The sequence below is a fragment of the Nocardioides luti genome (assembly GCF_014212315.1).
Taxonomy (GTDB): domain Bacteria; phylum Actinomycetota; class Actinomycetes; order Propionibacteriales; family Nocardioidaceae; genus Nocardioides; species Nocardioides luti.
On record NZ_JACKXE010000002.1, the window covers coordinates 294,129 to 320,416 of the forward strand.

The 26,288-nt window shown below is 68.5% G+C and carries 31 protein-coding genes and 2 pseudogenes; 22 read left to right on the plus strand and 11 right to left on the minus strand.

Annotated features, from left to right (window positions below; genetic code table 11):
- Positions 1 to 2: 2 nt before the first annotated feature.
- The gene (locus H5V45_RS20370; protein ID WP_246416626.1) at positions 3 to 683 is read right to left on the minus strand and encodes an SAF domain-containing protein; all 681 of its coding nucleotides are present in this window, start codon (positions 681 to 683) and stop codon (positions 3 to 5) included.
- 322 nt (positions 684 to 1,005) lie between these two features.
- Positions 1,006 to 1,452, minus strand: a complete 447-nt coding sequence (locus H5V45_RS20375) for a helix-turn-helix transcriptional regulator (protein WP_056680576.1) — start codon at positions 1,450 to 1,452, stop codon at positions 1,006 to 1,008.
- Positions 1,453 to 1,770: 318 nt separating this feature from the next.
- Between H5V45_RS20375 and H5V45_RS20380 the strand changes: the two genes are divergently transcribed.
- The 10 genes from H5V45_RS20380 (at position 1,771) to H5V45_RS20425 (ending at position 8,495) form a co-directional block, all read left to right on the plus strand.
- On the plus strand, positions 1,771 to 2,340 hold the full coding sequence (locus tag H5V45_RS20380; RefSeq protein WP_056680573.1) for a hypothetical protein: 570 nt from the start codon (positions 1,771 to 1,773) through the stop codon (positions 2,338 to 2,340).
- A gap of 336 nt (positions 2,341 to 2,676) precedes the next feature.
- On the plus strand, positions 2,677 to 2,991 hold the full coding sequence (locus tag H5V45_RS20385; RefSeq protein WP_056680570.1) for a hypothetical protein: 315 nt from the start codon (positions 2,677 to 2,679) through the stop codon (positions 2,989 to 2,991).
- A gap of 89 nt (positions 2,992 to 3,080) precedes the next feature.
- Positions 3,081 to 4,430 (plus strand): ATP-binding protein, encoded by a 1,350-nt coding sequence (locus H5V45_RS20390; protein WP_056680567.1) that lies wholly within the window; start codon positions 3,081 to 3,083, stop codon positions 4,428 to 4,430.
- A 510-nt stretch (positions 4,431 to 4,940) separates the two neighbouring features.
- Positions 4,941 to 5,336, plus strand: coding sequence for a hypothetical protein (locus H5V45_RS20395; protein ID WP_056680564.1), 396 nt, complete (start codon positions 4,941 to 4,943; stop codon positions 5,334 to 5,336).
- A 283-nt stretch (positions 5,337 to 5,619) separates the two neighbouring features.
- A complete protein-coding gene (locus H5V45_RS20400) occupies positions 5,620 to 6,333 on the plus strand; it encodes a hypothetical protein (RefSeq protein WP_056680562.1) in 714 nt (237 codons plus the stop codon).
- 8 nt (positions 6,334 to 6,341) lie between these two features.
- Positions 6,342 to 7,280, plus strand: a complete 939-nt coding sequence (locus tag H5V45_RS20405) for a helix-turn-helix domain-containing protein (protein WP_056680558.1) — start codon at positions 6,342 to 6,344, stop codon at positions 7,278 to 7,280.
- On the plus strand, positions 7,277 to 7,462 hold the full coding sequence (locus tag H5V45_RS20410; protein WP_056680556.1) for a hypothetical protein: 186 nt from the start codon (positions 7,277 to 7,279) through the stop codon (positions 7,460 to 7,462). Before H5V45_RS20405 ends, H5V45_RS20410 begins: the two co-directional genes overlap by 4 nt.
- Before the next feature lie 43 nt (positions 7,463 to 7,505).
- Positions 7,506 to 7,883: a hypothetical protein gene (locus H5V45_RS20415; RefSeq protein WP_056680553.1), complete on the plus strand. Its 378-nt coding sequence runs from the start codon at positions 7,506 to 7,508 to the stop codon at positions 7,881 to 7,883.
- A gap of 195 nt (positions 7,884 to 8,078) precedes the next feature.
- Positions 8,079 to 8,309: a hypothetical protein gene (locus tag H5V45_RS20420; protein ID WP_056680550.1), complete on the plus strand. Its 231-nt coding sequence runs from the start codon at positions 8,079 to 8,081 to the stop codon at positions 8,307 to 8,309.
- A gap of 9 nt (positions 8,310 to 8,318) precedes the next feature.
- Complete coding sequence (locus H5V45_RS20425) at positions 8,319 to 8,495, plus strand: hypothetical protein (protein ID WP_156393574.1); 177 nt, start codon at positions 8,319 to 8,321, stop codon at positions 8,493 to 8,495.
- Positions 8,496 to 8,525: 30 nt separating this feature from the next.
- On the opposite strand, the gene H5V45_RS20430 is transcribed toward H5V45_RS20425, so the two are convergent.
- A complete protein-coding gene (locus tag H5V45_RS20430; protein ID WP_156393573.1) occupies positions 8,526 to 9,380 on the minus strand; it encodes a hypothetical protein in 855 nt (284 codons plus the stop codon).
- Positions 9,381 to 9,612: 232 nt separating this feature from the next.
- On the opposite strand from H5V45_RS20430, the gene H5V45_RS20435 reads away from it, so the two are divergent.
- The 4 genes from H5V45_RS20435 to H5V45_RS20450 all read left to right on the plus strand — a co-directional run bounded on the left by H5V45_RS20435 (position 9,613) and on the right by H5V45_RS20450 (position 13,591).
- Positions 9,613 to 9,972 carry a hypothetical protein gene (locus H5V45_RS20435; protein WP_056680544.1) on the plus strand — a complete coding sequence of 120 codons (360 nt, stop codon included), beginning with the start codon at positions 9,613 to 9,615 and terminating at the stop codon, positions 9,970 to 9,972.
- Positions 9,962 to 11,488 carry a hypothetical protein gene (locus H5V45_RS20440; protein ID WP_056680541.1) on the plus strand — a complete coding sequence of 509 codons (1,527 nt, stop codon included), beginning with the start codon at positions 9,962 to 9,964 and terminating at the stop codon, positions 11,486 to 11,488. Before H5V45_RS20435 ends, H5V45_RS20440 begins: the two co-directional genes overlap by 11 nt.
- A 209-nt stretch (positions 11,489 to 11,697) precedes the next feature.
- Complete coding sequence (locus tag H5V45_RS22920; protein WP_056680538.1) at positions 11,698 to 11,895, plus strand: DUF4365 domain-containing protein; 198 nt, start codon at positions 11,698 to 11,700, stop codon at positions 11,893 to 11,895.
- A 289-nt stretch (positions 11,896 to 12,184) separates the two neighbouring features.
- On the plus strand, positions 12,185 to 13,591 hold the full coding sequence (locus H5V45_RS20450) for a sensor histidine kinase (protein ID WP_056680535.1): 1,407 nt from the start codon (positions 12,185 to 12,187) through the stop codon (positions 13,589 to 13,591).
- Positions 13,592 to 13,618: 27 nt separating this feature from the next.
- Here H5V45_RS20450 and H5V45_RS20455 read toward each other — a convergent pair whose 3' ends face one another.
- On the minus strand, positions 13,619 to 14,224 hold the full coding sequence (locus H5V45_RS20455) for a TetR/AcrR family transcriptional regulator (RefSeq protein WP_056680532.1): 606 nt from the start codon (positions 14,222 to 14,224) through the stop codon (positions 13,619 to 13,621).
- A gap of 132 nt (positions 14,225 to 14,356) precedes the next feature.
- Between H5V45_RS20455 and H5V45_RS20460 the strand changes: the two genes are divergently transcribed.
- A complete protein-coding gene (locus H5V45_RS20460; RefSeq protein ID WP_343061667.1) occupies positions 14,357 to 14,644 on the plus strand; it encodes a transposase in 288 nt (95 codons plus the stop codon).
- Positions 14,644 to 15,258 (plus strand): IS3 family transposase, encoded by a 615-nt coding sequence (locus H5V45_RS20465; RefSeq protein ID WP_185254956.1) that lies wholly within the window; start codon positions 14,644 to 14,646, stop codon positions 15,256 to 15,258. The genes H5V45_RS20460 and H5V45_RS20465 overlap by 1 nt, the downstream gene beginning before the upstream one ends.
- Here the strand turns inward: H5V45_RS20465 and H5V45_RS20470 are convergent, their stop codons facing one another.
- From H5V45_RS20470 to H5V45_RS20480, 3 genes are read right to left on the minus strand one after another with little or no spacing between them, the layout of a single operon-like run.
- Positions 15,259 to 16,248, minus strand: a complete 990-nt coding sequence (locus tag H5V45_RS20470) for a tyrosine-type recombinase/integrase (RefSeq protein WP_056680689.1) — start codon at positions 16,246 to 16,248, stop codon at positions 15,259 to 15,261.
- Positions 16,245 to 17,195, minus strand: coding sequence for a tyrosine-type recombinase/integrase (locus H5V45_RS20475; protein WP_056680693.1), 951 nt, complete (start codon positions 17,193 to 17,195; stop codon positions 16,245 to 16,247). Before H5V45_RS20475 ends, H5V45_RS20470 begins: the two co-directional genes overlap by 4 nt.
- Entirely contained in the window at positions 17,192 to 18,373 is a 1,182-nt protein-coding gene (locus H5V45_RS20480) for a tyrosine-type recombinase/integrase (RefSeq protein WP_235532554.1), read from the minus strand. Before H5V45_RS20480 ends, H5V45_RS20475 begins: the two co-directional genes overlap by 4 nt.
- Before the next feature lie 196 nt (positions 18,374 to 18,569).
- On the opposite strand from H5V45_RS20480, the pseudogene H5V45_RS22115 reads away from it, so the two are divergent.
- The 3 genes and pseudogenes from H5V45_RS22115 to H5V45_RS20490 form a co-directional block, all read left to right on the plus strand.
- Positions 18,570 to 18,776, plus strand: a pseudogene (locus H5V45_RS22115) (DDE-type integrase/transposase/recombinase); the annotation flags it as partial.
- Between the two features lie 49 nt (positions 18,777 to 18,825).
- A complete protein-coding gene (locus H5V45_RS20485) occupies positions 18,826 to 20,220 on the plus strand; it encodes an IS30 family transposase (RefSeq protein ID WP_082563432.1) in 1,395 nt (464 codons plus the stop codon).
- A 4-nt stretch (positions 20,221 to 20,224) separates the two neighbouring features.
- Positions 20,225 to 20,572, plus strand: a pseudogene (locus tag H5V45_RS20490) (integrase core domain-containing protein); the annotation flags it as partial.
- 536 nt (positions 20,573 to 21,108) lie between these two features.
- Here the strand turns inward: H5V45_RS20490 and H5V45_RS22120 are convergent.
- Both H5V45_RS22120 and H5V45_RS20500 read right to left on the minus strand, forming a co-directional pair.
- Complete coding sequence (locus H5V45_RS22120) at positions 21,109 to 21,510, minus strand: fatty acid desaturase (protein WP_229662970.1); 402 nt, start codon at positions 21,508 to 21,510, stop codon at positions 21,109 to 21,111.
- A gap of 16 nt (positions 21,511 to 21,526) precedes the next feature.
- Positions 21,527 to 22,156: a TetR/AcrR family transcriptional regulator gene (locus tag H5V45_RS20500; protein WP_229662971.1), complete on the minus strand. Its 630-nt coding sequence runs from the start codon at positions 22,154 to 22,156 to the stop codon at positions 21,527 to 21,529.
- Positions 22,157 to 22,280: 124 nt separating this feature from the next.
- On the opposite strand from H5V45_RS20500, the gene H5V45_RS20505 reads away from it, so the two are divergent.
- Together H5V45_RS20505 and H5V45_RS20510 are read left to right on the plus strand one after the other, a co-directional pair.
- The gene (locus H5V45_RS20505) at positions 22,281 to 23,357 is read left to right on the plus strand and encodes a BtrH N-terminal domain-containing protein (protein WP_056680457.1); all 1,077 of its coding nucleotides are present in this window, start codon (positions 22,281 to 22,283) and stop codon (positions 23,355 to 23,357) included.
- Positions 23,357 to 24,028, plus strand: coding sequence for a transglutaminase-like domain-containing protein (locus H5V45_RS20510; RefSeq protein ID WP_056680455.1), 672 nt, complete (start codon positions 23,357 to 23,359; stop codon positions 24,026 to 24,028). Before H5V45_RS20505 ends, H5V45_RS20510 begins: the two co-directional genes overlap by 1 nt.
- Here the strand turns inward: H5V45_RS20510 and H5V45_RS20515 are convergent.
- Entirely contained in the window at positions 23,962 to 24,744 is a 783-nt protein-coding gene (locus H5V45_RS20515; protein WP_082563713.1) for a lysophospholipid acyltransferase family protein, read from the minus strand. The two genes, H5V45_RS20510 and H5V45_RS20515, sit on opposite strands and share 67 nt — an antisense overlap.
- Positions 24,745 to 24,948: 204 nt before the next feature.
- Between H5V45_RS20515 and H5V45_RS20520 the strand changes: the two genes are divergently transcribed.
- Positions 24,949 to 25,518, plus strand: coding sequence for a PaaI family thioesterase (locus H5V45_RS20520; protein WP_200951121.1), 570 nt, complete (start codon positions 24,949 to 24,951; stop codon positions 25,516 to 25,518).
- A gap of 4 nt (positions 25,519 to 25,522) precedes the next feature.
- On the opposite strand, the gene H5V45_RS20525 is transcribed toward H5V45_RS20520, so the two are convergent.
- Positions 25,523 to 26,200: a TetR/AcrR family transcriptional regulator gene (locus H5V45_RS20525; RefSeq protein WP_229662973.1), complete on the minus strand. Its 678-nt coding sequence runs from the start codon at positions 26,198 to 26,200 to the stop codon at positions 25,523 to 25,525.
- Positions 26,201 to 26,288: the final 88 nt, after the last annotated feature.

Genomic DNA, 26,288 nt, shown 5'->3' on the forward strand with positions numbered 1-26,288 from the left:
CCTCAGCGCTCCCGGGCGTCCAGGACGAGTGCGACCCTTCCGGTAGCGGCCCGGGCAGCCAGGTCGGCGGCCTCGGCTTCGGGGACCGAGACGTCGACGACGGTCTCCCCCGTCTCCTCCGCCCGGCTAACACCAACGACGGTGGCCTCGATCGTGACCGGCTCCTTGTCGGTGATCTCGCCCTGGTCGCCGGGTGTGGTGACGATCCGGACGACGTCGCCGCCGTAGAGCGGCTCCGAGGGCATCTGCGCGGGAGTGAGACTGATGCCCACCAGGGACTCCCCCTCCCCCGGCACCAGGTTGTCGGTGACTGCCTGCGCGGTGAGCAGAGTGCCGGCCCACAGGTCGACGGCAGCGCGGCTGCCCTCGAGCTCCGCCTTCTGGCTGCCGGGGACCGGCGTCAACGCCGGGTCGACACTGACCCGCACGACGGCGAGGTCGCCGGCCTCGATGATCTCGCCGCGCTTGATGTCGCTGCTGACGACCAAGACCTCTCGGGTGTCATTAACAGACGTGTACGCGTAGCCGGTACCTAGCGCACCAGCAGCGACCAAGCCTGCGCAGAGTGCAAACACCCACCGCCTGGGGCGTTGTCTGAAGGGCCGGTAGTGGGTGACGTGGGGCGTGGCCGCGACATCGGAGGGTGCTTCGCCCGACCGGTCCTGAGTGATGTTCATCGACATGGATCCCGAGTCCTCTCGTGTCTCGATCACCTACGTGTCAAGCCGGGTTCGGAGCGATCATCGCCAACCCAACTCGACAAGACGACACTAGTGCATTTCTATCGAGCGAGTGGATATCCACAGGTGACCAACTCCGAGATGTCATCGCCCGGGCCCTGACTGGAAGCTGTTGCGCGGCCCAGTCCCCCCGATGGGACCGATCAATTTCGCGCACCGAATGTCCGGATCTATGGGACCACAAAATCATCCGGTTCTCCCGGGGAGAACCTGTTCCTTGTGGATAACCGTCAACCCGGGGCGTTTGCGCGTTGTCTGCCCGGAGCTAGATCTCCTCGCGCTGCAGGCGTTGACGTTGTGCCTCGTAGAAGGCGGCGACGACGACATCAATAGGGTGCCCCGAGGCACCGGCGAGTTTGTCGAGTTGCCTGGCCGCAGGGAGCCGAGCCCAGCGGCCTTGCTCCCATGCGTAGTAGGTAGGCACAGCAACATTCACGGCCGCCGCCAGCTTGGGGACTGTCAGTCCGGCCTGCAGACGCAGAGCCCTGAGGTCGGGGATCTCACCGTCAATGTGAATGAGACGAAGGGTCGGGATGTCCAGTGCCCTTGCGAGCTTGACCAGGAAATCCGGCCGGGGAACGGACGTGCCGAGCTCCCAGCGCGAGATGCGCTCCCCGCCAGCAGCACCGACGAGACGCGCCAGCTCGTGCTGGGTCAGGCCCGCCTTCTCGCGTGCTGCCCGCAACTCCGAGGGGTCGACTCCGGTAACCATCAGCGACGAACACTAGCGACAGGGAGAACGATCACAGTTCCGCGACCGCGCCGAGGTGCTCGAACTCCTGGGCACAGTCCAGCCGCCAGCCGCCCCGGAGGCTGCAGCCGCCCCGGTGGACTGCTTCACCCCCGAACGCCTCTTGCTGATCGCTCGGACGCTCCTCAATCACAAAGGTGACCCGCACCTGGATGGCAGAATCCCCGTGATGACTACACCAGACCGCTACTCCCCTGCGGCCGGCTGATCGGGTGGGCTGCACGATCCTGGCGCGACCGGCGCATCGACGACCTCCTGGCGGCCGTCTCCGACCTCGGCATGACGATGTCCCGGTCCGCTGCCGGCGAGTTGCTCGACGAACGGGTCAAGTTCGTCGCTGAGCAGATGCGTGTCACAGAGACCACCGCCCGCCGGTACCTCACCGACGATGCCCTCGCCGGCATGGCCAGGGAGATCGTCTTCGGCTTCGTCGACGAGACACCGGGTGCGGACCTGATGAGCGCACCGCGGACCGCCGCGGTTCCCGTGAGGTTCGCCGGCCGGGTCTTCGCGGGGTTGGGCGAGGTCGTCCGCATCCTCCTCGTCGAGCGCGACGATCTCGAGCACACCCGCGATCGGGTGGCTCAGATCGCGCACGCGCAGAGCTATCTCGGACTGCTGGTCCATGACCAGGTGGCCACCACAGGCTTCTACGACGAGCCGTCGGTCCAGATGCCCCCGGCGCTTCTCCTGCGCGTGGCGCGCATCCTGGAGACCGCCGCAGACCTGGTGGAGGATGGCCTGATCGGCTACCAGGGGGATCCGGAGCAGAGCGCTGGGCTCCCATCAGCCTTCCGCCGGGACGTTCGCCTGATGCGCACCATGGCCGGGCAGGAGTCGAGCACGTGACGGAGACCGCAGCTCGAGTCCTCGCCCTGTACGCCCCGGGTGCAGGAGATCCCGCCCGACCACCGCGGCGGCTACACCCTCGGCCGAGACGAGTTGACCGTCCAGGACTCCGACTACGACCAGGCGCTCGCGGCCGCCCGACGCCGCGTTCCTGACGGGTGGCGAATCATCGCCCTGCGAGTCGTGCGCAGCTAGCAGCGGATCCGACGCTGCCGTGCCCGCCGCCGGTGCACTACGCGTGCCGGCCCAGGCCGGTGAGCTGGCGAAAGTACCTCGCGCAGCTGATCGCTCCCAAGGTCCGGGATCACCTAGGTGACCAAGCAGAGGAGGACCCAGATGAGCACTTCACCCGCAGAGCAGCCGGGCCCCGGCTTCGTCACCTTCACCCAGCAGGGCGACCGCGCCCTCGATCGCCTCGCCGCCGACCTGGTCGACCACTGCGACGGCTCCGCCGGCAGCATCGCCGACATTCTCGAGCAGGTGCTGTCCGCCGACATCGCCGAGCTTGCCGACAAGCTCGGCGAATCCCTCGTCTGCGGCGAGGCCGGCCCAGCCCCCGAGAGTCCCGACCAGGCAGCCCGTAGACCCCTCGGCGCCGACCGGTCCACTGCCGGCGGCGCTCCTCCCCCGCCACGCCGGATCGGCCGTTGACACGCCGGTCCCACGCGCGAGAGCTCGCCCGCCGAGTGACCACCTAGACTGACCTAGAAAACCCCCTAAATCTAGGTGAGTCTAGGAAGGTGGCGCTGGTGGATCAGAGCCCGTACACGCCCGGTGCTGGGCACAACCCGCCCGTCCTGGCAGGACGCGACGGCCTTCTCCGTGACTGGCACTTGGTGCTCAACGACATTGTCGCTGGCGGCCGCGTCCGTGCCCAGGACATGATCCTTGCCGGCCCGCGCGGCGTGGGGAAGACCGTCACGGTGAGCGCGTTCGCGGACCTTGGCAAGGAGCAAGGCTTCGAGGTGGTCAACCTCCAGGCTGTGTCGGGCCACGCTGGTCTTGTAGAGGCGCTGCTCCAGCGCGCTCGCACCCGTATGGCGGAGGAGGCCGGCCCCTGGCAGCGCGCCCGCAAGGCCTTCGAGCGGATCGGTGGGGTCAACCTCAGCATCGCGGGCATCGGTGCCGGGATCTCTACCCACCAATCCGACGCCGCAGCACCGGGCCTGGACGCGGGAACGCTCGCTGACGCCCTGGCCACGCTGGCGGCCGAGGTCCGCAAGGACGCCCACAGCGGCGGCCTGCTGATCACCGTCGATGAACTCCAGGTCGCCTCTGGGCCCGACCTCGCCCTGCTCGCGGCGACGCTGCACCGACTCAACGTCGACCACCCCTCCGCACCGGTCCTCTTCGCCGGCACCGGACTGCCCTTCACCCCCGATGCACTCCGCAAGGCCGGCGTGACCCACCCAGACCGCCTCTTCGTGCTGGAGCCCATCCCGCTGACGCTCGAACCCGATGACGCCCGATACGCCGTGGTGGAGCCAGCACGCCGGGCCGGTGTCGCGTGGACTCCCGAGGCGGCTGCAGCCGTGGTCGAGGCCAGCAACGGCTACCCGGCCCACCTGCAGCTGTTCGCCCACGCCATCTGGACATCCGCGCCTGGGCCCGACCAGATCACCCTCGGCGACGTCGAAGCCGCACTCCCCCAGGTCGCCGACATGCTCGAACGCCGCACGCTTGGTCCCCGCTGGGACCGCATCAGCGATCGCCAGATGGAGTTCCTTGCCGCCCTCGCTCTGCACGGCGGGCGCGCCTCGACAGCGGCGATCGCCAAGACTCTCGGTCGCTCCCAGCAAGAGCTGTCCTGGCTCCGCGAGGAGCTCATCGAGGAGGGCGACGTCTACGCACCCAAACGCGGCCAGCTGGCGATGGCGGTTCCGCTCTTTAACCGCTTCGTTCTGAGCCACTACGAACGCACGCGGCCCGAGGCAGCGACCGAACTGCTGAGCCTGCAGAAGATGATCGCGAACGCCGGGCTGGATCCGTCAGCAGCCCACGCGGATCGGGACATGCTGCGCCGAAGCAAGCAGAACGAGACCCGCCAGGTGCCACCGCCCAGCGGCGAATCTGTGCGGCCGCGCTCCTGAGTGGCCGCGCGCACCGCTACCGAACGCGCGGACATACGTTCCGTTACACAACGCAGCCGTGTAACAGGCTGGGAGCGGGCCGGCACGGACCGCGACAGTCCGCGCGGCGCTAGAGCTGGCGGCGGGCCCGCCGCAGCATGAGGCCCTGTCACGTCGGGCAGCAGCGCGGCAAGGGACTGCGGCGGCGCGACGTCGGCCAGCTCGTCGAGCAACTCGGAGTCGTCTGCCGTCAGTGACTCCATCGTCGGGCGCAGTAGGCGTTCCACTCACTGGCCGCCGCGGCGAGCCGGCGATAGGCCTCAACATCCTGGGGGCGTTGAACCACGCGGCGGCGGACATCGCGACGCGCCGCGCGATCAGGGCCGCTTTGTCGTCCATGGCTCAGTCTCCCTCCCCACACACCTGGAGGGAGTCCCTTTCCCGTTGTTAACAGCCTCACCGCCAGCGGCGCGCGCCGGCCGGCGAGATCCGCGAGACTCAAGCCCAACCTCTCGGAGGGAAGGGCACCCGGTGGACGACAACGACCAGCTCGAAGCAGGCGGGCACGCGTCGGCGGCCCGCGAGCACGTCTACGGCTTCAACCGCGCCACGATGTGGGAGCAGGACCAGATCCCGGCTGAGACCTCCGCCCAGCTGGCGGAGTTCGCCGAGATCGCGGCCGCACTCCCCCAGGCATCATCGCAGCTTTCCAGCACGCTCGAGCAGGCTCTGGCTCACCAGGTGCTCAGCATGGATGCGATGACCGACGAGTCGGACCCGGCGATGGCGATCGGCGTCGCTCGCCTCCATCTAGAGGAGGCCCGCGGTCTCGCGGTCGACCTGCACAAGCACCTCAACGCCGCGCGCAACGCCACCGCGCACGTCATCAGCCAGGGCGCCGACGACGGCCAGGAGTCGATGCCCTGAGACCAGCCCTGACCCGGCCCCGCTGACGCATCAGCGAAGATTTCTTCGCGTCGGGTGATCGCCCCGACGGGTCGACCTTCCTTTGGTGACTGAGAGATGACCCCGGTCCACCAAGGAGCTGCCCGTGAGCACGCCCACCGATTCCCCGTCCGCGGCCGACCGTGACCCGGTCCAGGACGTCCGCGCACACCTCGAGCAGGCCCTGGCTGCGCTCGATCAACTCCGCGAGGTCCTGCCCCCTCCCACCGCTCCGCCCGCCCGAAACCGGAGGCGGTGAGTCGGCATGACCACCGACACCACAATGAGCGCCGCCGACGCCGTGTTCGAGGCCGAGCAGGCCGTGGGCAGGGCCCGATGGGTGGTGGAGGAGCTGAAGGAGACGATCGGCTCCGCGCTCCGCGTGCTCAACGACGCCGAACTCGACTCGGCCAAGGCCAAGCTGTCCGGGCGCGGTTCCTTCTACCTCGAGGCCGCCGGCGAGCACCTGGGACGGCTGCGCACGAGGTGCAACGAGATGCCTGACCTGACGCACGACCTGTTCGTACACCTCAATCGCGCGTCGCAGTCGGTCACCGACGCCCGTGCCCTCCTCGACCCGGCCGACACCTCCGATCCCGTCATCGCCAGCGAGGTCGCCCAACTCAAGCCGCACCTCGCGGTCGTCGGAGAGATGGTCACCCTGGCCAAGCCCGTCGCCCAGCTGGCTGCCCAGCACGTCGAGACGGCACACCAGGCCAGCCAGGACGTGACTGCCATGGGGCTGCTGGAGCCGGTCAGCCTGGAGCGGAGCATCGCGACCGCCGGCAAGGAGCTCGGCCGCGCCGACGAGGACGTGCGCCTGCTCGGCAACGTCGTCGACCACGCCGCGGCCAGCGCCCGTGAGTCGGCCGGGATCGCCAGCGAGATCACCGACAACGCTCGCCGGCGGATGTCCGAGCAGGCCCGTGACCCGATCCCGAGCCCCACCCTGCCGGGTCCCAGGACCCCGGGTCGGTAGAGCGAGCCATGGATCTCGACCCGGGCGGCCGCCAGCTGGCGGGCCTCATCCTCGACGCGGCTGGCCGAGGCGAACATGACCAGGTCGCCAGCCTGATTGCACCGCTCGATGCAGAGCGGCTGTGCTCGCTGGTGACGGTGCTGGCCGTCCAGGTCGACCAGAGCGCGCCGGCCTCCTCGGCAACCGGCCCGGCCGCGGTGTGCGAGCTGGCCATCAACGCCGCGGCGCCGATGTTCGGCACGACGCCGGAGGCGATTCTTAGCGCCGAACGCCGCCGACCAGTCAGCGATGCGCGGGCGGTGGCCATGACGGCCGCCCGCGAGACCGGCCTGTCCCTGCCGGCGATCGCCGAGCACTTCAACAAGGACCACGGCTCGGTGATCCATGCGGTCCGCCGCACCGCCGAGCGGCCCCGACTGGCCGACGCCGCGGCGCGGGTGAGCGAGCACGTCAACAGCCGCTACACCGCCCGTCTCCCCCGCACCGAGGAGAGCGTGGTCGACCTTCACCAGCGGCCTCTGGCCTCGACGTTCGAGCCCGATGGCCCGGTCGAGCACGCCGTGGTGGCGGCCGCGGATGCCTTCAACACCACACCGGAGGTCCTCCTGGGTGCCGACCGGAGCCGGGCGGCCGCCGATGCCCGGGCGGTGGCCATGACCGCCGCCCGGATCCACGGGCACAGCCTGCCCACGATCGCCCGGCACTTCGAGCGCGACCACACCACGGTGCTGCAGGCGACTCGGCGCATCGAGAAGACCCCGCCGCTGCGGGACCTGGCCGCCAAGATCGCCGCGGATCTCCCCGAGCAGCCGGCCAGCGCCAGCGCCGGCAGGCTGGAAGTCGACGAGCACGTGCCCGAGAGAGGCCCCCGCTCCCTCGGGTTGCGCGAGCAGCAGCGGGCGATCCCCGTTGCCGCCGAGCGGGCGCAGCTGAGGGTCGCCCGGTGAAGGCACTGATCGGGCTGGCCGCGGCCGCGATCCTCGGGCTCACCGCCGGCGGGATCAAGGCCGCCCTGCCCGAAGTCCAGACAGGACCCGAGCCCGCCGAGGGCAAGACCAGCCAGGTGCGCGCAGGCGCTCGCCCGCGAGGAGTCGTACGCCGCGGCCACCGACGATGCCCAAGGCGCTGAGCGCGGCCTGTGAGGCAACTGCTGAGAGCCAAGGGGCAGGTCAATGGACGAGCAGCTGACGCTGGCCGCGAAGACGCTGGCCCGGTGGTGCTACGCCCGCGGCATCGACGAACGCCTCCTCGGCTGCGGTGAGCAGCTGTGCAGAGTCGCCGTCGACCAGGCCCTCGGCCGCCCCGCCCCGGCGCACCTCGAGCAGGCACTGTGGCAACAGACCGCCACGCTGCTAGGCCAGCGCCGCGACTGGGACCGCGAACACCAGGTGAGCCCACCGACGCCGGCCGCCTGCCTGCCCTGCGCCGTGGCGGCCGACCAAGTGCCCCACCCACGCCGGCCGGCGCTGTCGTGCCTGCGGTGGCCAACTGCACCGCATCGTCGTCGACGAGGGCTTCGGCACCCATCCGTGCTGCGACCGTCCCGGTGAGAACGGATCCTTGGGCGTCCTCAAGCACACCGCGCAGCAGCTGGGAGCCACGCTGCTGGCGCAGTCGGCGTGATCGGGCCCGGGTCGCCAAGACGGATGCGCCGAGGGTGATCGCTCCCACCCCCGATCCGCACTTAGGAGACCAAGGAGGACTGGCGCAGCCTGTGCCGGTCCACGGGATCCATGGGAGTTCACATGAGTGACGCCGCTCGCGAGGAAGCCGCGCTCGAGGAAGAGGCTCGTCAGCGCGCCGAGGAGATCAGGGCCACCCAGGAGGCCGCCGCCCAGGCCGCGGCCGCCGACACCGGCCCCTCCCCCGACGCCGAGATCGCGCAGGTCCACCGGTCCGGGCGCCAGCACGACCACACCGACACGGCCGCCTACCAGCGGCCCCAGCTCGGCCGCCGCCGCGGCCCGCGGCGCTAGGGGGTCGCGATGGCAACCGCGCTCGCATCAACGGACGCCAGCCGCATCCCCGGCCGCACAACGGTCCGCTGGGTCGACTGCTCCCACAAGCTGGGTTCGCTGCCGTGCATGAACCACAAGCCGCACGAGGGCAACGGCCACGGCTGCGTGCACCACTCCACCTCCGGCTTCCAGGACGACGAGTAGCTCGCCGACCTGCAGCGCCAGAGAGCGTGCCTAGCCGTGGACCAGGTGCAGCCGCCGCCGCGCCGGCTGCTCGACGGCCGTCTCCAGGCGCTGCAGCCGCTCGAGCGTCATCGGATGGCCATGACGCCGGAGCAGGCCAGCCAGCACGGAGCCCAGCCCAAGGGAGACCACCAGCTGGTCGGCCGCGGCCTCCGCGCCGGCCTCGATCCGCCGGCTGGCTGCCGGCACCAGGTAGGTCAGGGCGATCACCGCGCCGCCCAAGATCCCCGGAGCGGCCCGGCCCTCAACGACCGACTGCACGATGCAGATCACCCCGACGACACCTCGCAGCGTCCACGCCAGCCGCATGAACGGAAGCCAGGCGAACGCCCGGGCCACGCCGCGGAACGACGCGCCCACCAGCCGCCACGGCGTCGTCGCCGCAAGCACAGCGAGCTCGAGCCGCGGCCGGATCGCACGCCGCCGGCCGACGGCATGAGCAATCGCGGCGGCCGCCTCCGCAGCGGTCACTCCTCCCCGGTAGGTGGCGTTGAACAGTCCGGGGCTGACCATGACAGCGCCATCCGCGATCGCCGCAGCCACCAGGGTGCCCGGACTCTGACGCCGGCGTACGAACAGGGTGCCGACGTCGACGCCGCGGACACCCAGCTCGGCGAGCACAGGCCCCATCACCTGGAGCTCAGCCGCAGTCGCAGGCCGCGACCGGGTCAGCGCCGCGGTCGCCGGCACCTCGAACTGGCCGAGCGCCAGTGCAACGAGCACGCCCGCTGCAGCCAGGAATGCGATCAGGCCGAGCGCCGGCGGGAGCAGGGCGCACACCACCACGGTGAGGACGAAGCTCACCAGCAGCGCCGGCGCCAGCGTCACCACTCTCAGCACGGTCATCGGGAACCTCATCATCACGACCCTCCTCCATCTGTCAGCACTAGTGCGAATCTCTTGACTTTATCCGCGATGCTCGTCCGGCGACCGCCATACGACATAGGCGAACGAGACCAGTTTGTGCCCAGCCGCCGACACGACCCCGAGTTATCCACAGCCCGCCGCGCAGCGGAGCGAGGACCGACCCGGACGTGGGTTCATGGGCCAGACCGACCTCCGACCGAAAGGAACCCCCGTGGACACCCTCAACGCTGACGGCACTTGGGACCGCCTCGGCTCGATCGCCCTCCTGCTGCACCAAGCCGCCACCCAGGTATGGAGCGACGCCGACCGGGCGGCCGCCGACTCGCCGCTGCACGACCTCGGCCTCGGTGTCTACCTCGCGCACTCCCAGGCCAGCGCCCTGCTGCCCGAGGACTACGAGCTGCCCGACGTCGAGGTGGACGAGCTCGAGGAGCCCACCCCGCTGCAGCTGCTCACCGAGGCCGAGGAGCTGACCCGGCCCCTGCCGCTGCACCGACCCGACCTGCACGGCTCCCAGCTGGTCGTCGACCTGTGCGACCTCATCCGGGAAGCCCGCGGCCTTGGCTACTGACCTGCGGCTGGCGTACGCCGACATCGACCAGGAGCTCTTCGACGTCGACCAGATCCCGATTACCGCGCGCGACGTGCGCAGCGTCGGCGAGATGCTCTTCGACGTCGACTACCTGGCGCGCCAGCTCCTCATGGACGTCGACGGAGACGCCGCCGGTACCCTGCTGCGCAGCTGGCCGACGATGGTCGCGGCCGCCGAGGACCTGTGGGCATCCCTGCCCGGTCGCCGCCCCGGCGTCGACGAGCGCGACCGGCCCATCACCACCCTCTCCGCCCAAGCCGCCACCATCGAGACCAGCCTCTCCGGCCGCACCGCCTGGCCAGGGCAAGGCCCAACCAGCCACCGCATCGACCAGATGACCCAGACCTTCCTCAACGCCGCCGCCCTGGTCCGCCGCTACGGCGCCGAGATCCCCCACGAGCAGCCCGACGCCCACCGCGACCTCGAGGCAGCACGCACCCGGATCATGCACGGGCTCTACCTCACCGCCCACGCCGTCAACGTCGCGCTCCAGCAGCACGGCCGCGACCGCGTCAACGACGCCCGCAGCGCCGGGCACCGGATCCACCTGGCGCAGCACCACTCCCCCTACGCGATCGCCCCCACCGGTGCCTGGATCGACCGGATCTCCGCAAGCGAGAACACCGCCCGCAGCTACCTGAGCGACCGGTTCGCCCAAGCCCTCGCCGGCGAGGCGATGCGCCCCGTCGACGACCCCGGCCGGCTCGCGCAAGCGCTGGCCAACTGGGACATCCAGACCCACCGCGCGCTGGCCCGGGAACTCGAAACGTCCAACATCCTGCTGATCACCCGCACCCAGGGCCTGATCGCCGGCGCCAGCATGGTCCTCGTCGACGCCGCCGCGACTGCCGGCGCGCTCGAGCGTTCCGACCGCCTGATCCCCGCCATCGCCGAGACAGGACGCTCCTGGAGCAACCTGGCCAGCCGCTGGGGCGACCTCGCTCCCCCAGGAGCCCGCCTCGAGGAGCCACTGGCACGCGCGGCCGCGGAGGTCCGCGCCGCGTACCGCCAGATCACCCACGACAAGACCACCTTGGCCAGCCCGGAGGTCATCGCCAGCCGCCCAGGACTGCCCCAGGCAATGCACGCCTCGCTGCGCGCGATCGAGGCCGGCTCCGAGCTCGCAGTCGTCGTCGCCGAGAAGGCCGACGCACCCGACCTCACCGGCCCGGCCCGAGCCCTGTCGCGCCGAGCTCACAACGACGTCGAGGCCGGCCTGGCTACCCCGCCTGCCGAGGGCGACGTCGTCTGGGTCTCCCCCGCCGACATCCTCGCCAAGCGCCTCGTGCCACTCCCCCCGCCCGTCGCGGAGACCCTGCGCGCGGCCAGCGACGCCACGATCGACGCCACAAGCTCGGCCTCCGCGGTGGTTACGGTGCACATGCCGAGCAATGAACGAGTCCCGGCGAGGGTGAACACGCACCAAAGCCCTACCGGGCGAAATGAAGTGGCACCACTCACCGCCGGTATCCCAGCCAAGAGCCGTGGCCGGTGACGACGCTTCGCGCCCATACAAGTCCGGTAGCACCGCAACTGAACCGCGCCTGCCACGAACTGTCGGAGGTGACTCGTACCCTCAAAGAGCCGGGCTCTCCAGGTTCCTCGGCAGAAGCGAGGTACCGGTGGGAGGCGGTAAGCAGGTCAAGTCGCAGCACGCACATCAGCGACGCTGGGATTGCCCTGATTCACCAGCGGGTCAGCGCCATGGATCACGTCTGGCATGAGCGCACAGTCGACGCCGGGATCGATGGCACGATCGAGTTGCGCGACCCCGCGACGGGCGAAGTTAGCAACTGCCACCTCCAGGTGCAAAGCAAGGCCCGCGACAACGACTTCCGCCGCCTCGGACAGCTGGTCCTCGACGGACTCCACCTCCCAGATGAGACCGTCGGGTTCCCGTGAGGTGCCGTACGCAGGGCAGCGCGGGTCGTCGCTTGTGCCAACATATGTAATCCGGTGCGTTGTGCGCTTGTTGACGTAGCCTTTTCCATCTCAAGTATGTCCCATCTCGGGCATACCGCCGACCACCGGTCAAGTCACGGAGTTCACCTTGGTTCCACGGTCTGAGGTTCGACACGACCTGTTCGGCGATCCCACACGAGAGGCAGTGGGAGACGTTGACGGGGCGCACTCAACCGACGCTTGGTCGCGTACGCTGGAGGTCCTCTCGCGAGCAGCAGACCATCCCCTGATGCGTGCATTCGACCTCGATGCCATTTTCACTTTTGACCGCAGCCTGCGCTACCTGTCAGTCAACGGCAGCGGCCTCGCCGCGCTGGGCCTCTCCCGAGAGGCCCTGGAGGGCAAGACCCTCTTTGATGTCTTCCCTGCAGAGACGGTCACCATGGCCGAGCCTTGGTTCCGAGACGCGCTCGCAGGTCGCTCGAACACCATCGACGTGCCCTTTGCGGGCCGAATCTTCTCTCAGCACCTGACTCCCATTCGAGACGAGTCCGGCCAGGTCGTAGCAGCAATGGGAGTCGTAGAGGACGTCACCGAGGCACGGGCAACGGCGCAAGCGCGCCGGGAATCCGAGGAACGTTTCCGGCTCAGTTTCGACCACGCCCCCATCGGCAAGGCGCTGGTCGAACTCGATGGGCGCCTGCGGCAAGTCAACAAAGCGTTCGCGAACCTTACGCGGTACTCCGAGCAGGAACTGCTGGCACGGTCGTTCCAGGACATCACCCACCCCGACGACTTCGACACACACGTGGATTACAGCAGTCGGCTGCTTGCCGGGGAGATCGACGCGTACGACCTGGAGAAGCGCTACATCACCGGGTCGGGTTCCACCGTTTGGGCGCAGCTGTCGGTCACATTGGTACGGGATCCTGACGGCGCGCCGCAGTACTTCATCGCTCAGATCCAGGACATCACAGATCGCAAGGTACGCGAGGCATCTCTTCGGGACATGGTTGCCATGCTGTCGCACGACCTGCGCGCTCCCATGTCGGTTGTCACGGGGTACGTCGAAATGCTTCTCGACTCCTGGGATTCACTGCGCGCCGACGAGCGCCGCAGCTTCCTGCAGAAGACGAAGGCAGCGGCGCATTCAGTGCAAGCGCTGCTCGAAAACACGTTGACGGTCTCGGAACTGGACGACAGCGGTCTCGTCGTTTATCCCGCGCCGGTGAGCGTGAGCGAGGTGGCTGGCGAAGTCCTAGACAATCTCGGTTTGACGTCGTCTATCACCCTTCGCGCAACGGGAGACACCACGGCGCTTGTTGACCGCGGACACCTGACGCAGATCGTTACGAATTTGGTGACCAATGCTCTGAAGTACGGCGCAGAACCAGTCGTCGTGAACATCCGCACGGACACCGATTCGGTTGCCGTCGAGGTGGCGGACGCGGGTCCAGGGGTGCCGCCGGAGTTCGAGCCACATCTGTTTGACCGCTTCACCCGATCTGAGGCGTCTCGATCGGGCCGGGAGCGGGGCAGCGGGCTCGGCCTTTACATCGTCCGGCGTCTTCTTCTGCTCAATGGCGGTGACGTCCGGTACACACCCCAGCCAGACGGGGGTGCGATGTTCGCCTTTCATCTCCCCCGGGCCGCACCACGCGCTCCCACGTCACGGCGCGGACAGTCTGTCCAGTGAAACAACTGACTGTGGATTGGGCGCGACTCATGGCTCGCGATCTTCGGGCGTGGTGGGGGTCGCAAGGCCGTTGAGGATCAATGCGCAGATCGCCGCTGCGAATCGTGCCGCATCCGCAGACGGATCCTCTGAGGGACCTTCGACTGCGGCGCTGAGGCCGGCGACGGTGATGGCACCGAAGACGCCCATGGCGACCGCACTCGGGTCGGCGACCCGGCGCAGTGACCCGTCGGCCAGCAGTTGCTCGATCGGCTCGTAGAACGCACTGCGCAATGCATCGGCGAGGTCGGGCAGCCGGGTGGCTCGCCCCAGGTCGCCCACCAGGGCCCGGCACAGGAACGGGTGCTCGACCATGACGGCCAGTTGCGCGGCAACGGCGGCCTCGAGGCGGCTCCGCGCGTCCTCCTGAGTTGAGACGGCGACACCGACCTCCCCTGCGATGAGGTCGAGCAGGTCACCCAGCAGGAATGCCAGCACCCCGTTCTTCCCGTCCAGGTGGTAGTAGATGGTGGCTTTGGGGATACCCGTGACCTCGGCGATGTCGTCGATCTTGGTGCCGTCCAGCCCCCGTTCCGCGATGAGCTCGGCCGCGCCGTACAGCTGGGTGGCCAGCTTTGCCGGAAGTTTCCTCATGACTCACTTTGTTCTCTACCCGCCACGCCCGTGCAGGCTTTCGGGGTTGAATCGCCTCGGGTCTGATGGAGGCTCTCAATCCATGGAGGATGAGAGTCATGGCAGCACCCAGGAAGTACCCCGACGAGCTGCGTGAGCGGGCCACCCGGATGGCGGTGGAGCTCCGCCAGGACCCGGCGACAAAGCAGGGCGCGATCGCCCCGTGTCGCCGACCAGCTCGGCATGCACCCTGAGACCCTGCGCAACTGGGTCCGACAGGCCGAGATTGACGGTGGCGTCCGGCCCGGCACCACAACCAGTGATGCGCAGCGGCTGGCCGACCTCGAGCGCGAAGTCCGCGAGCTGCGGCGGGCGAACCACATCTTGAAGACCTCGGCGGCTTTCTTCGCGGCGGAGCTCGACCGCCCCACGAACAGGTAGTGGTCTACATCGACGCCCATCGCCACGACGTTGTCGACGGGCGTGAGGTCGGGGTCGAGCCGATCTGCGGCGTGCTGAGGAACGCCGGCGTGCAGATCGCCCCGAGCAGCTACTACGCGGCCAAGACCAGACCGCCCTCGGCACGCGCGATCCGTGACGCCGAGCTGGTCGAGGACATCAAGGTCGCCCACAAGGCGAACCTGGGTGTTTACGGCGCCCGGAAGATCCACGCCGAGCTCAACCGCGAAGGCGTCAAGGTCGCCCACAAGGCGAACCTGGGTGTTTACGGCGCCCGGAAGATCCACGCCGAGCTCAACCGCGAAGGCGTCAAGGTCGCCCGGTGCACCGTGGAGCGGCTGATGCGCGCCGAGGGCTTGCGGGGGATCCCGCGGGAGAAGTTCCGCAAGACCACCATCGGCGACGGTGCTGAGACCGAGCGTCCCGAGGATCTGGTGAAGCGGAAGTTCGCAGCGACCGGCCCGAACCAGCTGTGGGTGGCCGACTTCAAATGCCGACGTCGGCATTTGAAGTCCTATGCCGACGTTCGAACTATGCCGATGTTGTCGGTGATGGCGTTTGACAGCTTGGCCTTCGGTGTTGAGAGGTCGGCATAGTCACAGCGCGGTGAGCCAGGCCAGGATGTCGGGTTCGGGCTTGTAGGTCCCGGGCTTGATGTCGGGTGGTCTCGTTCGGTCGATGGCGGCCTGCTTGATGGCCATGTCGGCGTGCAGGTAGGCGTCGGTGCTGTGGGTGTCGGCGTGTCCGAGCCAGAGCGCGATGACCGAGACGTCGACTCCGGCGGCGAGGAGATTCATCGCTGCGGTGTGCCTCAGGGTGTGCATCGTGACGTGCTTGGTCGCGAGGTTGGGGCAGGTGGTCGTGGCGGTGGCGAGGTGCTTGGCGAGGCGGTGCTCGAGGGCGTCACGCGACAGTGGCCATCCTTGGGGACCGCAGAACAGGGCCGTGCCGAGACGTGTGGCTCGTTCGGCGAGGTAGGCCTGCATGATGCCCAGGGTGGCTCGGGTCAACGGGGTGATGCGTTGGCGTCGTCCCTTGCCGGTGCAGGCGACGTGGGGGCCTGTGCCGAGGTGGATGTCGGCACGGGTCAGCGAACGGATCTCGCTGATTCGAAGCCCGGTCTGGACGGTGAGGGCCAGCAGGGCGTGGTCGCGTCGACCGGTCCAGGTGTTGGGGTCGGGCGCGGCGAGGAGTGCGTCGACCTCGGTGGTGGTGAGGAACTCGATGACGGGTCTGATGGTGCGCTTGGGTGGGATGGCGAGGACCTGGGTGATGGTGGCGGCGTGTTCGGGATGGTCCGGAAGGGCTCGGCCGAGCACGGAACGGATCGCGGTCAACCGAGCGTTGCGGGTCCTGGCGGCGTTGCCGCGTTCGTGCTCAAGTTGGTCGAGGAACCCGGACACGTTGGCGGCGGTGATGGCGTCGAAGTCGAGGGAGTCCGCGGGGACCCCCAACGTGGAGGCCAGGTGCTTGAGCAGCAGCCGCCAGGTGTCGCGGTAGGAGGCGATCGTGTGGGCGGACAAGTCGCGCTGATCGTGGGCGAAGGTGGTGAAGTAGGTCTGCAGGCTGGTGGCCAGGGCGTTCATGAGGGGTCTCCTTCGGGGTCGTGCTCGAGCAGGCCGGCGGCGCGGGCCATGAGCTCCCCGGTCGCGGTCAGATACCAGTAGGTGTGGGCGGCGTCGGAGTGCCCCAGCCAGGTGGCCAGCAGCGTGAGCACTCGTTCGGGGTCGCCGTGGTAGGCGTAGGCGGTGGTCATGTGCGCAGTGGCGAAGGTGTGCCTCAGGTCGTGCAGGCGGGGGCGTGCCCTTCCGCGCGGGGTGAGCCCGGCGGCCTCGCGAACCCGTTTGAACCGCGCCTGGAACGGTCCGTAGGCGTAGCTGGTTCCCTTGGAGGTCACGAAGACCGGACCGTGGGGGTCGGGGTGGGTGGCTGTTCGGGCAGGCAGGGCGATGTATTGCAGCAGGGCGGCCGTGGTCGTCGGGTGGATCGGGACCAGCCGTTCTGCTGACTTCGCTTCCTGGATTACCAGCAGGTCGTGGGCGGTGTCGATGTCGTCGACACGCAGGCGCAGGGCCTCGCCGATCCGCAGCCCCGTCGCAGCGAGCAGCCCGATAACGGTGCGCACGGTCGCGGCGATCCGCTCGTCGGTGAACGTCGTGTCGCAGGCGGCGAGCAAGGCGTCGATGTCGGCTTGGCTATAGATGAAGGGAACCGCCCGCGGCTTCCTGGCTGGCAGCAAACCGCTGGGGATCGCCGGGACGTCGACGCCGCTGGCGTTGAGGTGGTTGGCGAAGCGGCGGACCAGCGACAGCCGGGTGGCCCACCATGATGGATGCGCGTCGGGGTTGAGCCGCGCCCACCTCACGGCGTCGTCGATGGTGAAGGTCTGTGTCTGGCCGCGTGCCTCGAGCCAGGCGAGGAACAGGCCGACCTGCCGTTCGACGTCGTCGAGCTGGAACCCCAGGGCCCGTCGCATCGCCAGGTACTCATCCAGCCACTCGCGCAGCGTCGTCGGCGTCGTCGGTGTCGTCATCGCGGGACCTGTCCGAACGGCACGACCAGCTCACGCAGCGAGGCGAGGTCGACTTTCGCGTAGGCCATCGTGGTGGCGGCGTGGACGTGGCCCAGCAGCTCCTTCGCTTCGGTCAGGGAACCGCCCGAGGCCAGCACGCTCATCGCGGCGGTATGCCTGAGCCGGTGCGCGTAGATCGGGTCGATCCCCGCCAGGCCCGACAGCCGGGCGATGACGCCAGAGATCCCCGAGGTCGTCATCGCCTGGCGAGGCGCCTTCATCCGCACGAACACCGCCCTGTCCAGGGCAGGAGGCCGGTGCCGCAGCCACGCCTCCAACGCCTGGCCCACGTCGACAGGGAGCGGGAGCACGTGCTCGCGGCCCTTGCCGGTGACTTTGAACTGGCCGGTGGCCCAGTCGATATCGTTGAGCCTCAAGCCCGCTGCCTCACCAGCGCGCAGGCCCAGCCTCACCAGGACCAGGACGAGCGCCCGGTCCCTGGTCCCGATCGCCGTGGCGGGATCGCACGCCCCCAACAGTGCAGCGACCTGGTCGGCGCTCACGCCACGCGGCAAGGAACGCTTCGTTCCTGGGGGCTTCAGGATGCCAGGAGCAAGATCCCGGTCGATACGACCGGTGCTCAGCGCCCACCGCAGTAGGCACCGGACAGCGGTCACGATGTGCGCACGTGCGACAGCCCCGTAGCCACGTCCGCGCTCGGCGACGTAGGCGTTCACGAGGGGGACTTCAAGCCGACGCCATTCCAGGGCCCCGCCGTCGGTGGTCAGCGCGTCCAGGAGGCCGGCTGCGTAATGGACGCGGGCCGCGATGGTCTGCTCGGTCAGGCCGCCTTGGTCGCGCATCCAACCACGCCACTGCGCCACTGCAGCCGCAGCCGGCGTCGGGTGGCAGTCCTCGACCACCACAGAGCCCAGGTATCCGCTCGCCACAAGGAACCTGCGCATCGTCCCTCGGGCCCTCATCGCGGTGACGCAGACGACGTCCCTCGCGCGCTCCTCCTCCACGAACCTGGCGAGGAGCTCCTCCTCGATGTCCTCGACACCGGCACCGACCGTTCGCATCCACAAGCTGAGTCGGCCCAGCGCGTTCAGCACCCCGGCCGCCGAGCCCGGGGAGTAACCCTTGATGCTCAACCAGGCCGAGCACTCGCCCAGCACCGTCGGTGCCAAGGGGCCCACCGGAACCCGAGGAACCCGATCCGGGTACGACCGGGCTATCGCAGATCTCTTCGTCACGAACCACACCTCCAGACAGACACCCCGTGTCTGAAAGCGTGGCCACGACTACGCGACTATGCCGACCTTCCGAACCTCAGCATCACCGTTGACCTGCGCGACCGCTGAAATGGTCGGCATAGTTCCAAGGTCGGCATAGGACCTGACCTACGTGCGGACGCACGCCGGCTGGACCTACGTCGCGTTCGTCCTGGACGTCTTCAGCCGGATGATCGTGGGCTGGCATGTGTCCACCAGCCTGCGCACCGATCTGGCGCTCGACGCCCTCGACATGGGGATGTGGACCCGGCAGCGAGCCGGGCAGGACGTCACCGGCCTGGCGCACCACTCGGATCGTGGCGTTCAGGGCGAATTCAACCGGTCGTCGCAACACCTCATGATCACGGAGGTGTTTGATGGGTCGTCGTCAGCAGGCGTCAGATCGTGCGGTCCGGCCAGCGATGCGGTCCCCGGGTCGTCCTCAACCGCCCCGGCAGGTCGAGCAGGAGTTCTGGCGGCGGATCGCGGAGGGCATGAGCAGCGAGGACGCCGCCGCCGCTGTGGGCGTGTCAGGACCAGTCGGCTCCCGATGGTTCCGCCACGGTGGCGGCATGCCACCCCTGAGTCTTGCCCCGCCGTCGGGCCGGTACCTGTCGTTTCCTGAAAGGGAAGAGATCGCGATCTTGAAGGCGCAGGGCCTTGGGGTCCGTGAGACCGCCAGGCGCCTCGGTCGACATCCTTCGACGATCTCGCGCGAGCTGCGCCGCAACGCCGCCACTCGCAGCGGGAAGCTGGAGTATCGCGCATCGGTGGCGCAGTGGAAGGCCCAGATGGCCGCCCGGCGTCCCAAGGTTGCGAAGCTGTTGGCTGACCTGCGACTGCAGGGCTACGTCCAGGACAAGCTCGCCGGCGTGCTCCGCGGACCCGACGGCGCGGAGATCCTCGGGCCCGATGTCGCACCGTGGAAGGGGCGCAGAAAGCCGCACCGTCAGGACCGCCGCTGGAGCAAGGCCTGGAGCCCGGAGCAGATCTCGAACCGACTTCCTATCGACTTCCCCGATGATGAGTCCATGCGCTGTAGCCACGAGACGATCTACCAGGCGCTCTTCATCGAGAGCCGTGGCGCCCTCAAGCGCGAACTCGTTGCATGTCTGCGCACCGGTCGGGCATTGCGTGAGCCCAGGGCACGTACCCGCAACAGACCCGGCGGCCATGTCACCGCCGATGTCGTGATCAGTCAGCGACCTGCCGAGGTCGAGGACCGTGCAGTCCCGGGGCACTGGGAGGGAGATCTGATCATCGGGTTGAACCGCTCCGCGATCGGGACCCTGGTCGAGCGGAGCACGAGGTACACGATGCTGGTCCACCTTCCTCGCGCTGAGGGTTACGGGATGGTGGCGCCAACGAAGAACGGGCCACCGTTGGGTGGTTACGGCGCGGTGGCCATGAAGGAGGCCCTCGTCGAGACCATGACGACCTTGCCCGAGCAACTGCGACGCACGCTGACCTGGGACCGCGGCAAGGAGCTCTCCCAGCACGCGCAGTTCAAGATCGAGACCGGGATCGCGGTCTACTTCGCCGACCCGCAGAGCCCTTGGCAGCGCGGCACCAACGAGAACCACAACGGTCTGCTGCGCCAGTACTTCCCCAAGGGCACCGACATCTCGCGATGGAGCAACGAGGAGACACAAGCGGTCGAAGCTGCACTCAACAGCAGACCCAGGAAGAGCCTCGGATGGAAGACCCCAGCAGAGGCCCTCGACGAGCACCTACGATTGCTCCACCAAGCTGGTGTTGCTACCACCGGTTGAACCCAGTCAGTATCGAGCGATTCGATACACCGAGCGACTCGCCGAGGCCGAGGCCGTCGCGTCGGTCGGAAGCCGAGGAGATTCGTATGACAACGCGATGGCCGAGGCGCTCAACTCGCTGTTCAAGGCCGAGTGCATCCGCAACCCGGTCATGAGCCCTAAGGGCGGCTGGAAGTCCGTGAGCGACGTCGAGATCGCCGCCGCCGAGTACGTCGACTGGTTCAACCACAGGCGCCTTCACGGCGAGATCGGGCTCGTCCCGCCCGCCGAGTTCGAGGCCAACCACTGGGCCAGCATCCGGCCCGAGCACTACCGTGAAGCACCCGTCCCGACCGGGGCTGGTTCCAAGTAACCGAGCCTCCACGAAACCCGGGGCGATTCACTTTTCACGTAGAGCTCGAACTCGGAGGTGGACCAAGAGGCGCCGGGCTTGTGGGCCTGGTTCCCACGATCGGCGGCATGCGCGAGGATGTCCGCCCTCGGGACAATATGCACGCTGGTGCGGCCCCCGAACCGAGTGCATCCGTTGACTCCCGGGTCGGGGTCGTCTCCGGTGCGGGATACCTGGTGAGGATCTTGTCGCGTTTGCGGGGGCTCAGGTTGGCGCACGTGAGGTCACCGTTGAAGTGGGCGAGCACGCGGTGATCCATCACCCTTCGCCACACCGGGGGGAAGAGGGCGAGGACGATCATGCCAGGCGTAGCCGGTGGGCAGGACCGGCGACTCCTCGAAGTCGCGCAGTGTCTGGTAGCGCCGGGTCGGGTTGGCGTGATGGTCGGAGTGCCGCTGCAGGTGGTGCAGGGGCACATTGGTCGCGATGTTGTTGGAGTTCCAGCTGTGGCTGGGGTCGACACGCTCGTAGCGTTCCTTGCCGGGTGCGCCAACCTTCTAGCGCACCATCCCGTAGTGCTCCATGTGCTTGACCACCTCGAGGAGCGAGAATCCCACGACAGCCTGGATGACGAGGTACGGCGTGATGCCGACACCGAGCCACGCGATCATCGCGCCCCACAGCACCGCCGACATCAGCCACGCGTTGAGCACGTCGTTGCCGATCCGGAACGGGTGCTGCTTCTTGCGCGCGTAGCGCTTCTTCTCGATGTTCCAGGCACTCTTGAGGGAACCACCGACCGTACGCGGCCAGAACTGGTAGAAGTTCTCGCCGTACCTGCTGCTGGCGGGGTCCTCCGGTGTGGCGACGCGGACGTGATGGCCCCGGTTGTGCTCGATGTAGAAGTGGCCGTAGAAGCTCTGGCTTTTGGTCCTTGCGGTGGCGGCGGACCCGATCACCGGCTGGGAGTGTACGTCAGGTCGTGGCTTCGGACGTCGCCGCTTCGACGGAGAGCCCGAGGTACCTCAGTCCGACCTCGGTGATCTTCCGTGAAGTGTCCTTGCGGGACATGGTGGGCAGGGCTAGATGGCTCACGGTGAGCCTCACCAGAGCCTCCGCAGCGTCCGCCACATCGTCGGCCTGCACCCCGGGCACGTGAGCCATGAGCCACCGTGCCAACGAGTTCGAGGCCAGTTCCAGCAGCTGCGCGGAGGTCGTCATCAGGGGGAGAATGCCCGTCGCGGTCGGGGAGGAATCGCGGTTGGCGATCAGCACCGCCCTGAGTAGAGAGCTGTTCTCAGCTTCCTCGAGCACGAATTTCACCGAGGCCGCGAGGCCGCGAGCAGCATCGGCGTCGTGGTGCGCGAGCACTCCTTCGATGCCCTCGATGAAGCGCGCCGCCTCCCTCAGGACGACGGCCTCTCCCAATCCGGGCTTGTCGCCGAACTCTTTATAGAGCAGGGCGCGTGAAATCCCGACTGCCTCGGCGATCTCACCCATGCGGACTCGCTCCCAGCCTCGATCGGCGATCAGGTCGTGAGCAGCCTCCACCACAGCCGTGCGGACGTGCTCGCGGTACCGATCGCGCATGGAGGGGGATGACACGGTGGACACGATAGCGACCGTGGTGCCCAACGGACTCATGTCACATCGGACCTGGCCATGACAATGAGATGCTCGTGCCTTAGGTTGGAACAAATCATGCAAATTGTCTTTAGGAATGAGTTCCATGGCCAGCTCGAGCGACGCCGTCGCGGTTCCCTACCCGCACCGACGTGGCGGCCACTGCGGCTCGGGCGCGATGCGCGACCTCCTCGAATGGGCCGGGCTCGGCTGGGAAGGCCCGCCCGACGAGGGCCTCGTCTTCGCGCTAAGCGGGTCGCTGGACCTCTCCTACGTCCGGAATGCAGCGCTCATGCCACCGGTGTACCTCGTGGGTCGGGGCGGGGACCTGGAGACCGATCTCCCGACACGACTCGGCGCCGTGGTCACCGTGCACGCCACGGAGGACCCCCAGGTGGGCTGGACCTACGTGCGCGATGCCGTGCGCGCCGGTCGCCCAGCCCTTGTGTGGGCCGACATCGCAGAGCTGCCCTACCTGCGCGTGCGCCTTCAGATGAGTCGCCATGACATCGTTGTGATCGGCTACGACGACGTGCAGCAGCTCGCGCACGTCGTCGACAACGACCGCGACGAGGTGCAGCTGGTGCCTTACGAGGCTCTGGCTCGGGCTCGCTGCTCCCGAGGATTTCCGGTCCCGACGCGCCACACCTACTTCGACATCGCCTGGCCCGATTCGCTGCCCGACCTGGCCACCGTCGCCCGGGCGGCGTTCGCCCAGGCGGCTGTCGCGATGACCACCTCGACCGGTCCCTCGATTGTCACCGGGAGGGACACGGCGACCGGGGCCACGGGGCTGGCCGCCGTCGACCTGTTCGCCGAGGACCTCGCTCGATGGCCAGAGGTCTTCCCCGACGAGGTCTTGGACCTGGCGCTCCAGGGACTCAGCGCATTCGTGGAGAAGGCCGGCACCGGCGGTGGGCTGTTCCGGCGACTGCTCTCCAGCGGCGCCGCCGACATCGCGCGTCTGACCGGGGACGTTCGCGCGAGCGAAGTCGCCAACGCTGCGCACCTCTGCGCGGAGACATGGTCACTGGTCGCGTCGCTGGGCCGGCAGGAGGGCCCGGCCCGGGGCCGGGCGGAGCAAGCCGCCCTCGCAGCTGCCGCCCTCCCGTCGCTCGAGCGGGACCTCGTCACGGCCCTCGGGGCGGCCGGCGCACTCCAGAACGCCGAGGTCAGTGCCTGATGGGCGACGAGCTCGACCCCCGGCAGGCCCTTGCCCCGACCGGGTTCATCGACAGCGACCACCACGACGTGCGCGACTTCACCGAGTCCGTGGTGCGAGGTGTCCAGGATCCGCGTGAGCGGGTCGGGCTGCTCTTCGCGGAGGTCCGCGACCGACTCCGCTACGACCCCTACAGCGTCACCGCGGCCCCCCCGACCTACCGCGCCAGCGCGATCCTTGACGGTGGCCCCACCTGGTGCGTCCCGAAGGCGGTGCTGCTCACGGCGAGCCTGCGCGCTGCGGGGATCCCGGCCGTACTGGGGTTCTCCGATGTCCGCAACCACCTCAACAGCGAGGCGCTGCTGGAGCTGATGGGCACGGACCTGTTCGTGTTCCACGGGTGGAGCGCGGCGTACGTCGACGGCCGGTGGCGCAAGGGCTCGCCGGCCTTCAACTCCGAGCTGTGCCGCCGCTTCGGCGTACCTCCGTTGGAGTTCGACGGATCGCAGGACGCCCTGCTCCACGCAGCCGACGGCGCCGGCCGCCGCCACATGGAGTACGTCCGCGAGCGGGGGATGTTCGTGGACCTACCGTTCGATGAGCTGATGGCAACACTGCTGGACACCTACGGCCCCGCGATGGTGCGCGGCTCGGGATCCTCGCGCCCTGAGGATCCCGCCTTCGGCGCCTGAGCACGGATGGACCGCGCCGCCGCGGTGGCTCCACGCAGCTCGCACACCATCGTGATGAGGACGTCCTCGAGCCGTTGACGGCCCACTTCGACGGCACGTGCGGGCTCCAGGTCACGGAGGTCCTCGAGCGGGACGGGAGCGCCGACGAACACGCTCACCTGCCGTCGCCAACCCCATCGCAACCGCCCGCTGTATGCGGGCAGGATCTCCTGGGCACCCCACTGGGCCACCGGGAGGAGCGGGACCGACGCCTCGAGGGCGATGCGAACCGCCCCTGACTTCATCGTCATCGGCATACCGTCCTCCCGCTTGCTGATAGAACCCTCGGGATACACCAGAAGGAGCTGACCACAGCGTGCCGCCTTCACCGCGTCGTCGTACCCTGCGCGTCCGGCAGCCCGGTCGACCTTGACGTGGCCGGCCGCACGGAACCACCTGCCCACGATCGGACCGTGGAAGAGGCTGTCCTTCGCCAAGAACCGCGGCACCCGCCCCGAGGCCAGCACCAGCTCCGCGACTAGCAGAGGGTCGATGTGCGAGACGTGGTTGGCGGCCAGCACTGCCCCACCCGACCTCGGGATCCCTGAGACTCCGCGCCAGTCCGGCCGGCGCAGCACGATCAGGAACGGCTTGCAGCTCAGCACGGCCACCCACCAGGCAAGGCCACGTCGCTCGGCATCGGTTTGAGGACGGTGAGGTGTCCAGATGAGCCGCATAGCGACGAGTGTAGACAAATGTAGCCCCAACGTCTCACGTGAATACAAATATGCCATCATGTCTCGTGCGTTGGCGAACGGCGGGTCATTGACTTTCGGCTATAGGCCACTCTCGTCACGACGACGACTTGATCCTGTATGCGAGAGAGACAGATGCGACGTTGTGCCTCCGCGCCCGTCGGTCTTGAATCTGAGGAGCTTTCCATGCGCGAACCGATCCGAGGCGCCTCCGGCGCAGGCGAGCAAACCGCCCCGGCGAACGAGGTACGCTCCGAGGGGGGCGCCATGTCGGCATTGGAGGCGTGGATCCGCTCGATGTCGCGGCCCGAGCCGTCGGCGGAGGGACGCCTCCCCTCGCACTCCCCCACCTGCGCGGGATGCGGGACGGAGAATCCTGCTGGTCTTGCACTGAAGGTCGACGCCACCGAGGTCGGCGTTCGCGCCGTGCACCGCTTCGACCACCGTCAGGAAGGGGCGCCCGGGATCACCCACGGCGGCCTGGTCGCTGCAGCGTTCGACGACCTCTTCGGCTTCCTCCTCTACCGGGTCGGAGAGCTTGCCGTGACGAGGTCCCTGACCGTCGAGTACCTCCGTCCGGTGCTGCTGAGGACCGACTACGAGTTCTCTGCCCACGTCCGGGACCGCTCGGGACGGCGGTTACACGTGGAAGCCGCGGCGTTGGATGCGGACGGCAACCCGGTCGCCACCGCACACGCGACATTCGTCGTCGTCGATGTTGAGCACTTTGAGCAGGGCAAGATTGCGGGCCGTTGATGACTCACCCGCCGATGAACGGCTCCAGCTCGACCGCTGGGTCGAGGTCGATTCCGTGGGCGGCCAAGGCATCGTGCAGCACTAGAGTGACGTGGCGCGAGAGGCGCCCCACCATGACCTCGAGGGTTTCGTCGCGCTGGTCGAGCCACCAGATGATTGTCGCGTCGACCATCCCCATCACGCCCACCAAGATGCCCTCGGGAAAGGTCTCCTCGGCCGAGTTGGTATAGCCGCGAGCCGCCGCAGCGATCTCGTCCAGCAATCGCGAGCGACCCATCCGAGCGCGGTGAAGGGTGCGACTCTGCCCCCGTGCGGCTAGGAAACGGAAGAGGTGAGGGTGGACGTCGGCCCAGGTGGCGCAGGCGTGGACCAGCCCCTCGACGACCTGTGAGGGCGTGCCGCGCCGAGTCAGGTGGGGCCGGACGCAGGCAATGAGGTCCTGCGCGGCGAGGCGTACCACATCGTCATCCAGGTCCTCACGGCTGGAGAAGTAGCGGTAGACGTGCGGCCTCGGGATGCCAGCCCGCTCGGCAATCAGGGCCGTGCCGGCACCCACTCCTGCCTCGTCGACGACCTGCAGAGCGGCGCTCGCCACCTGTTGTCGTCGCCGCGCCCGGACCTGATCATCGCGCGACGACCGGCGCCGCACCGTTGAATCCACCCATCGCCCGACCTCGACCACAAGAGGCAGCCTATGCGGGGTCGACGAAACCAACGACTCCCGGGTCCGCATGCATGGAACACCTTGTACCCAGGGCGACGGGTGTGGT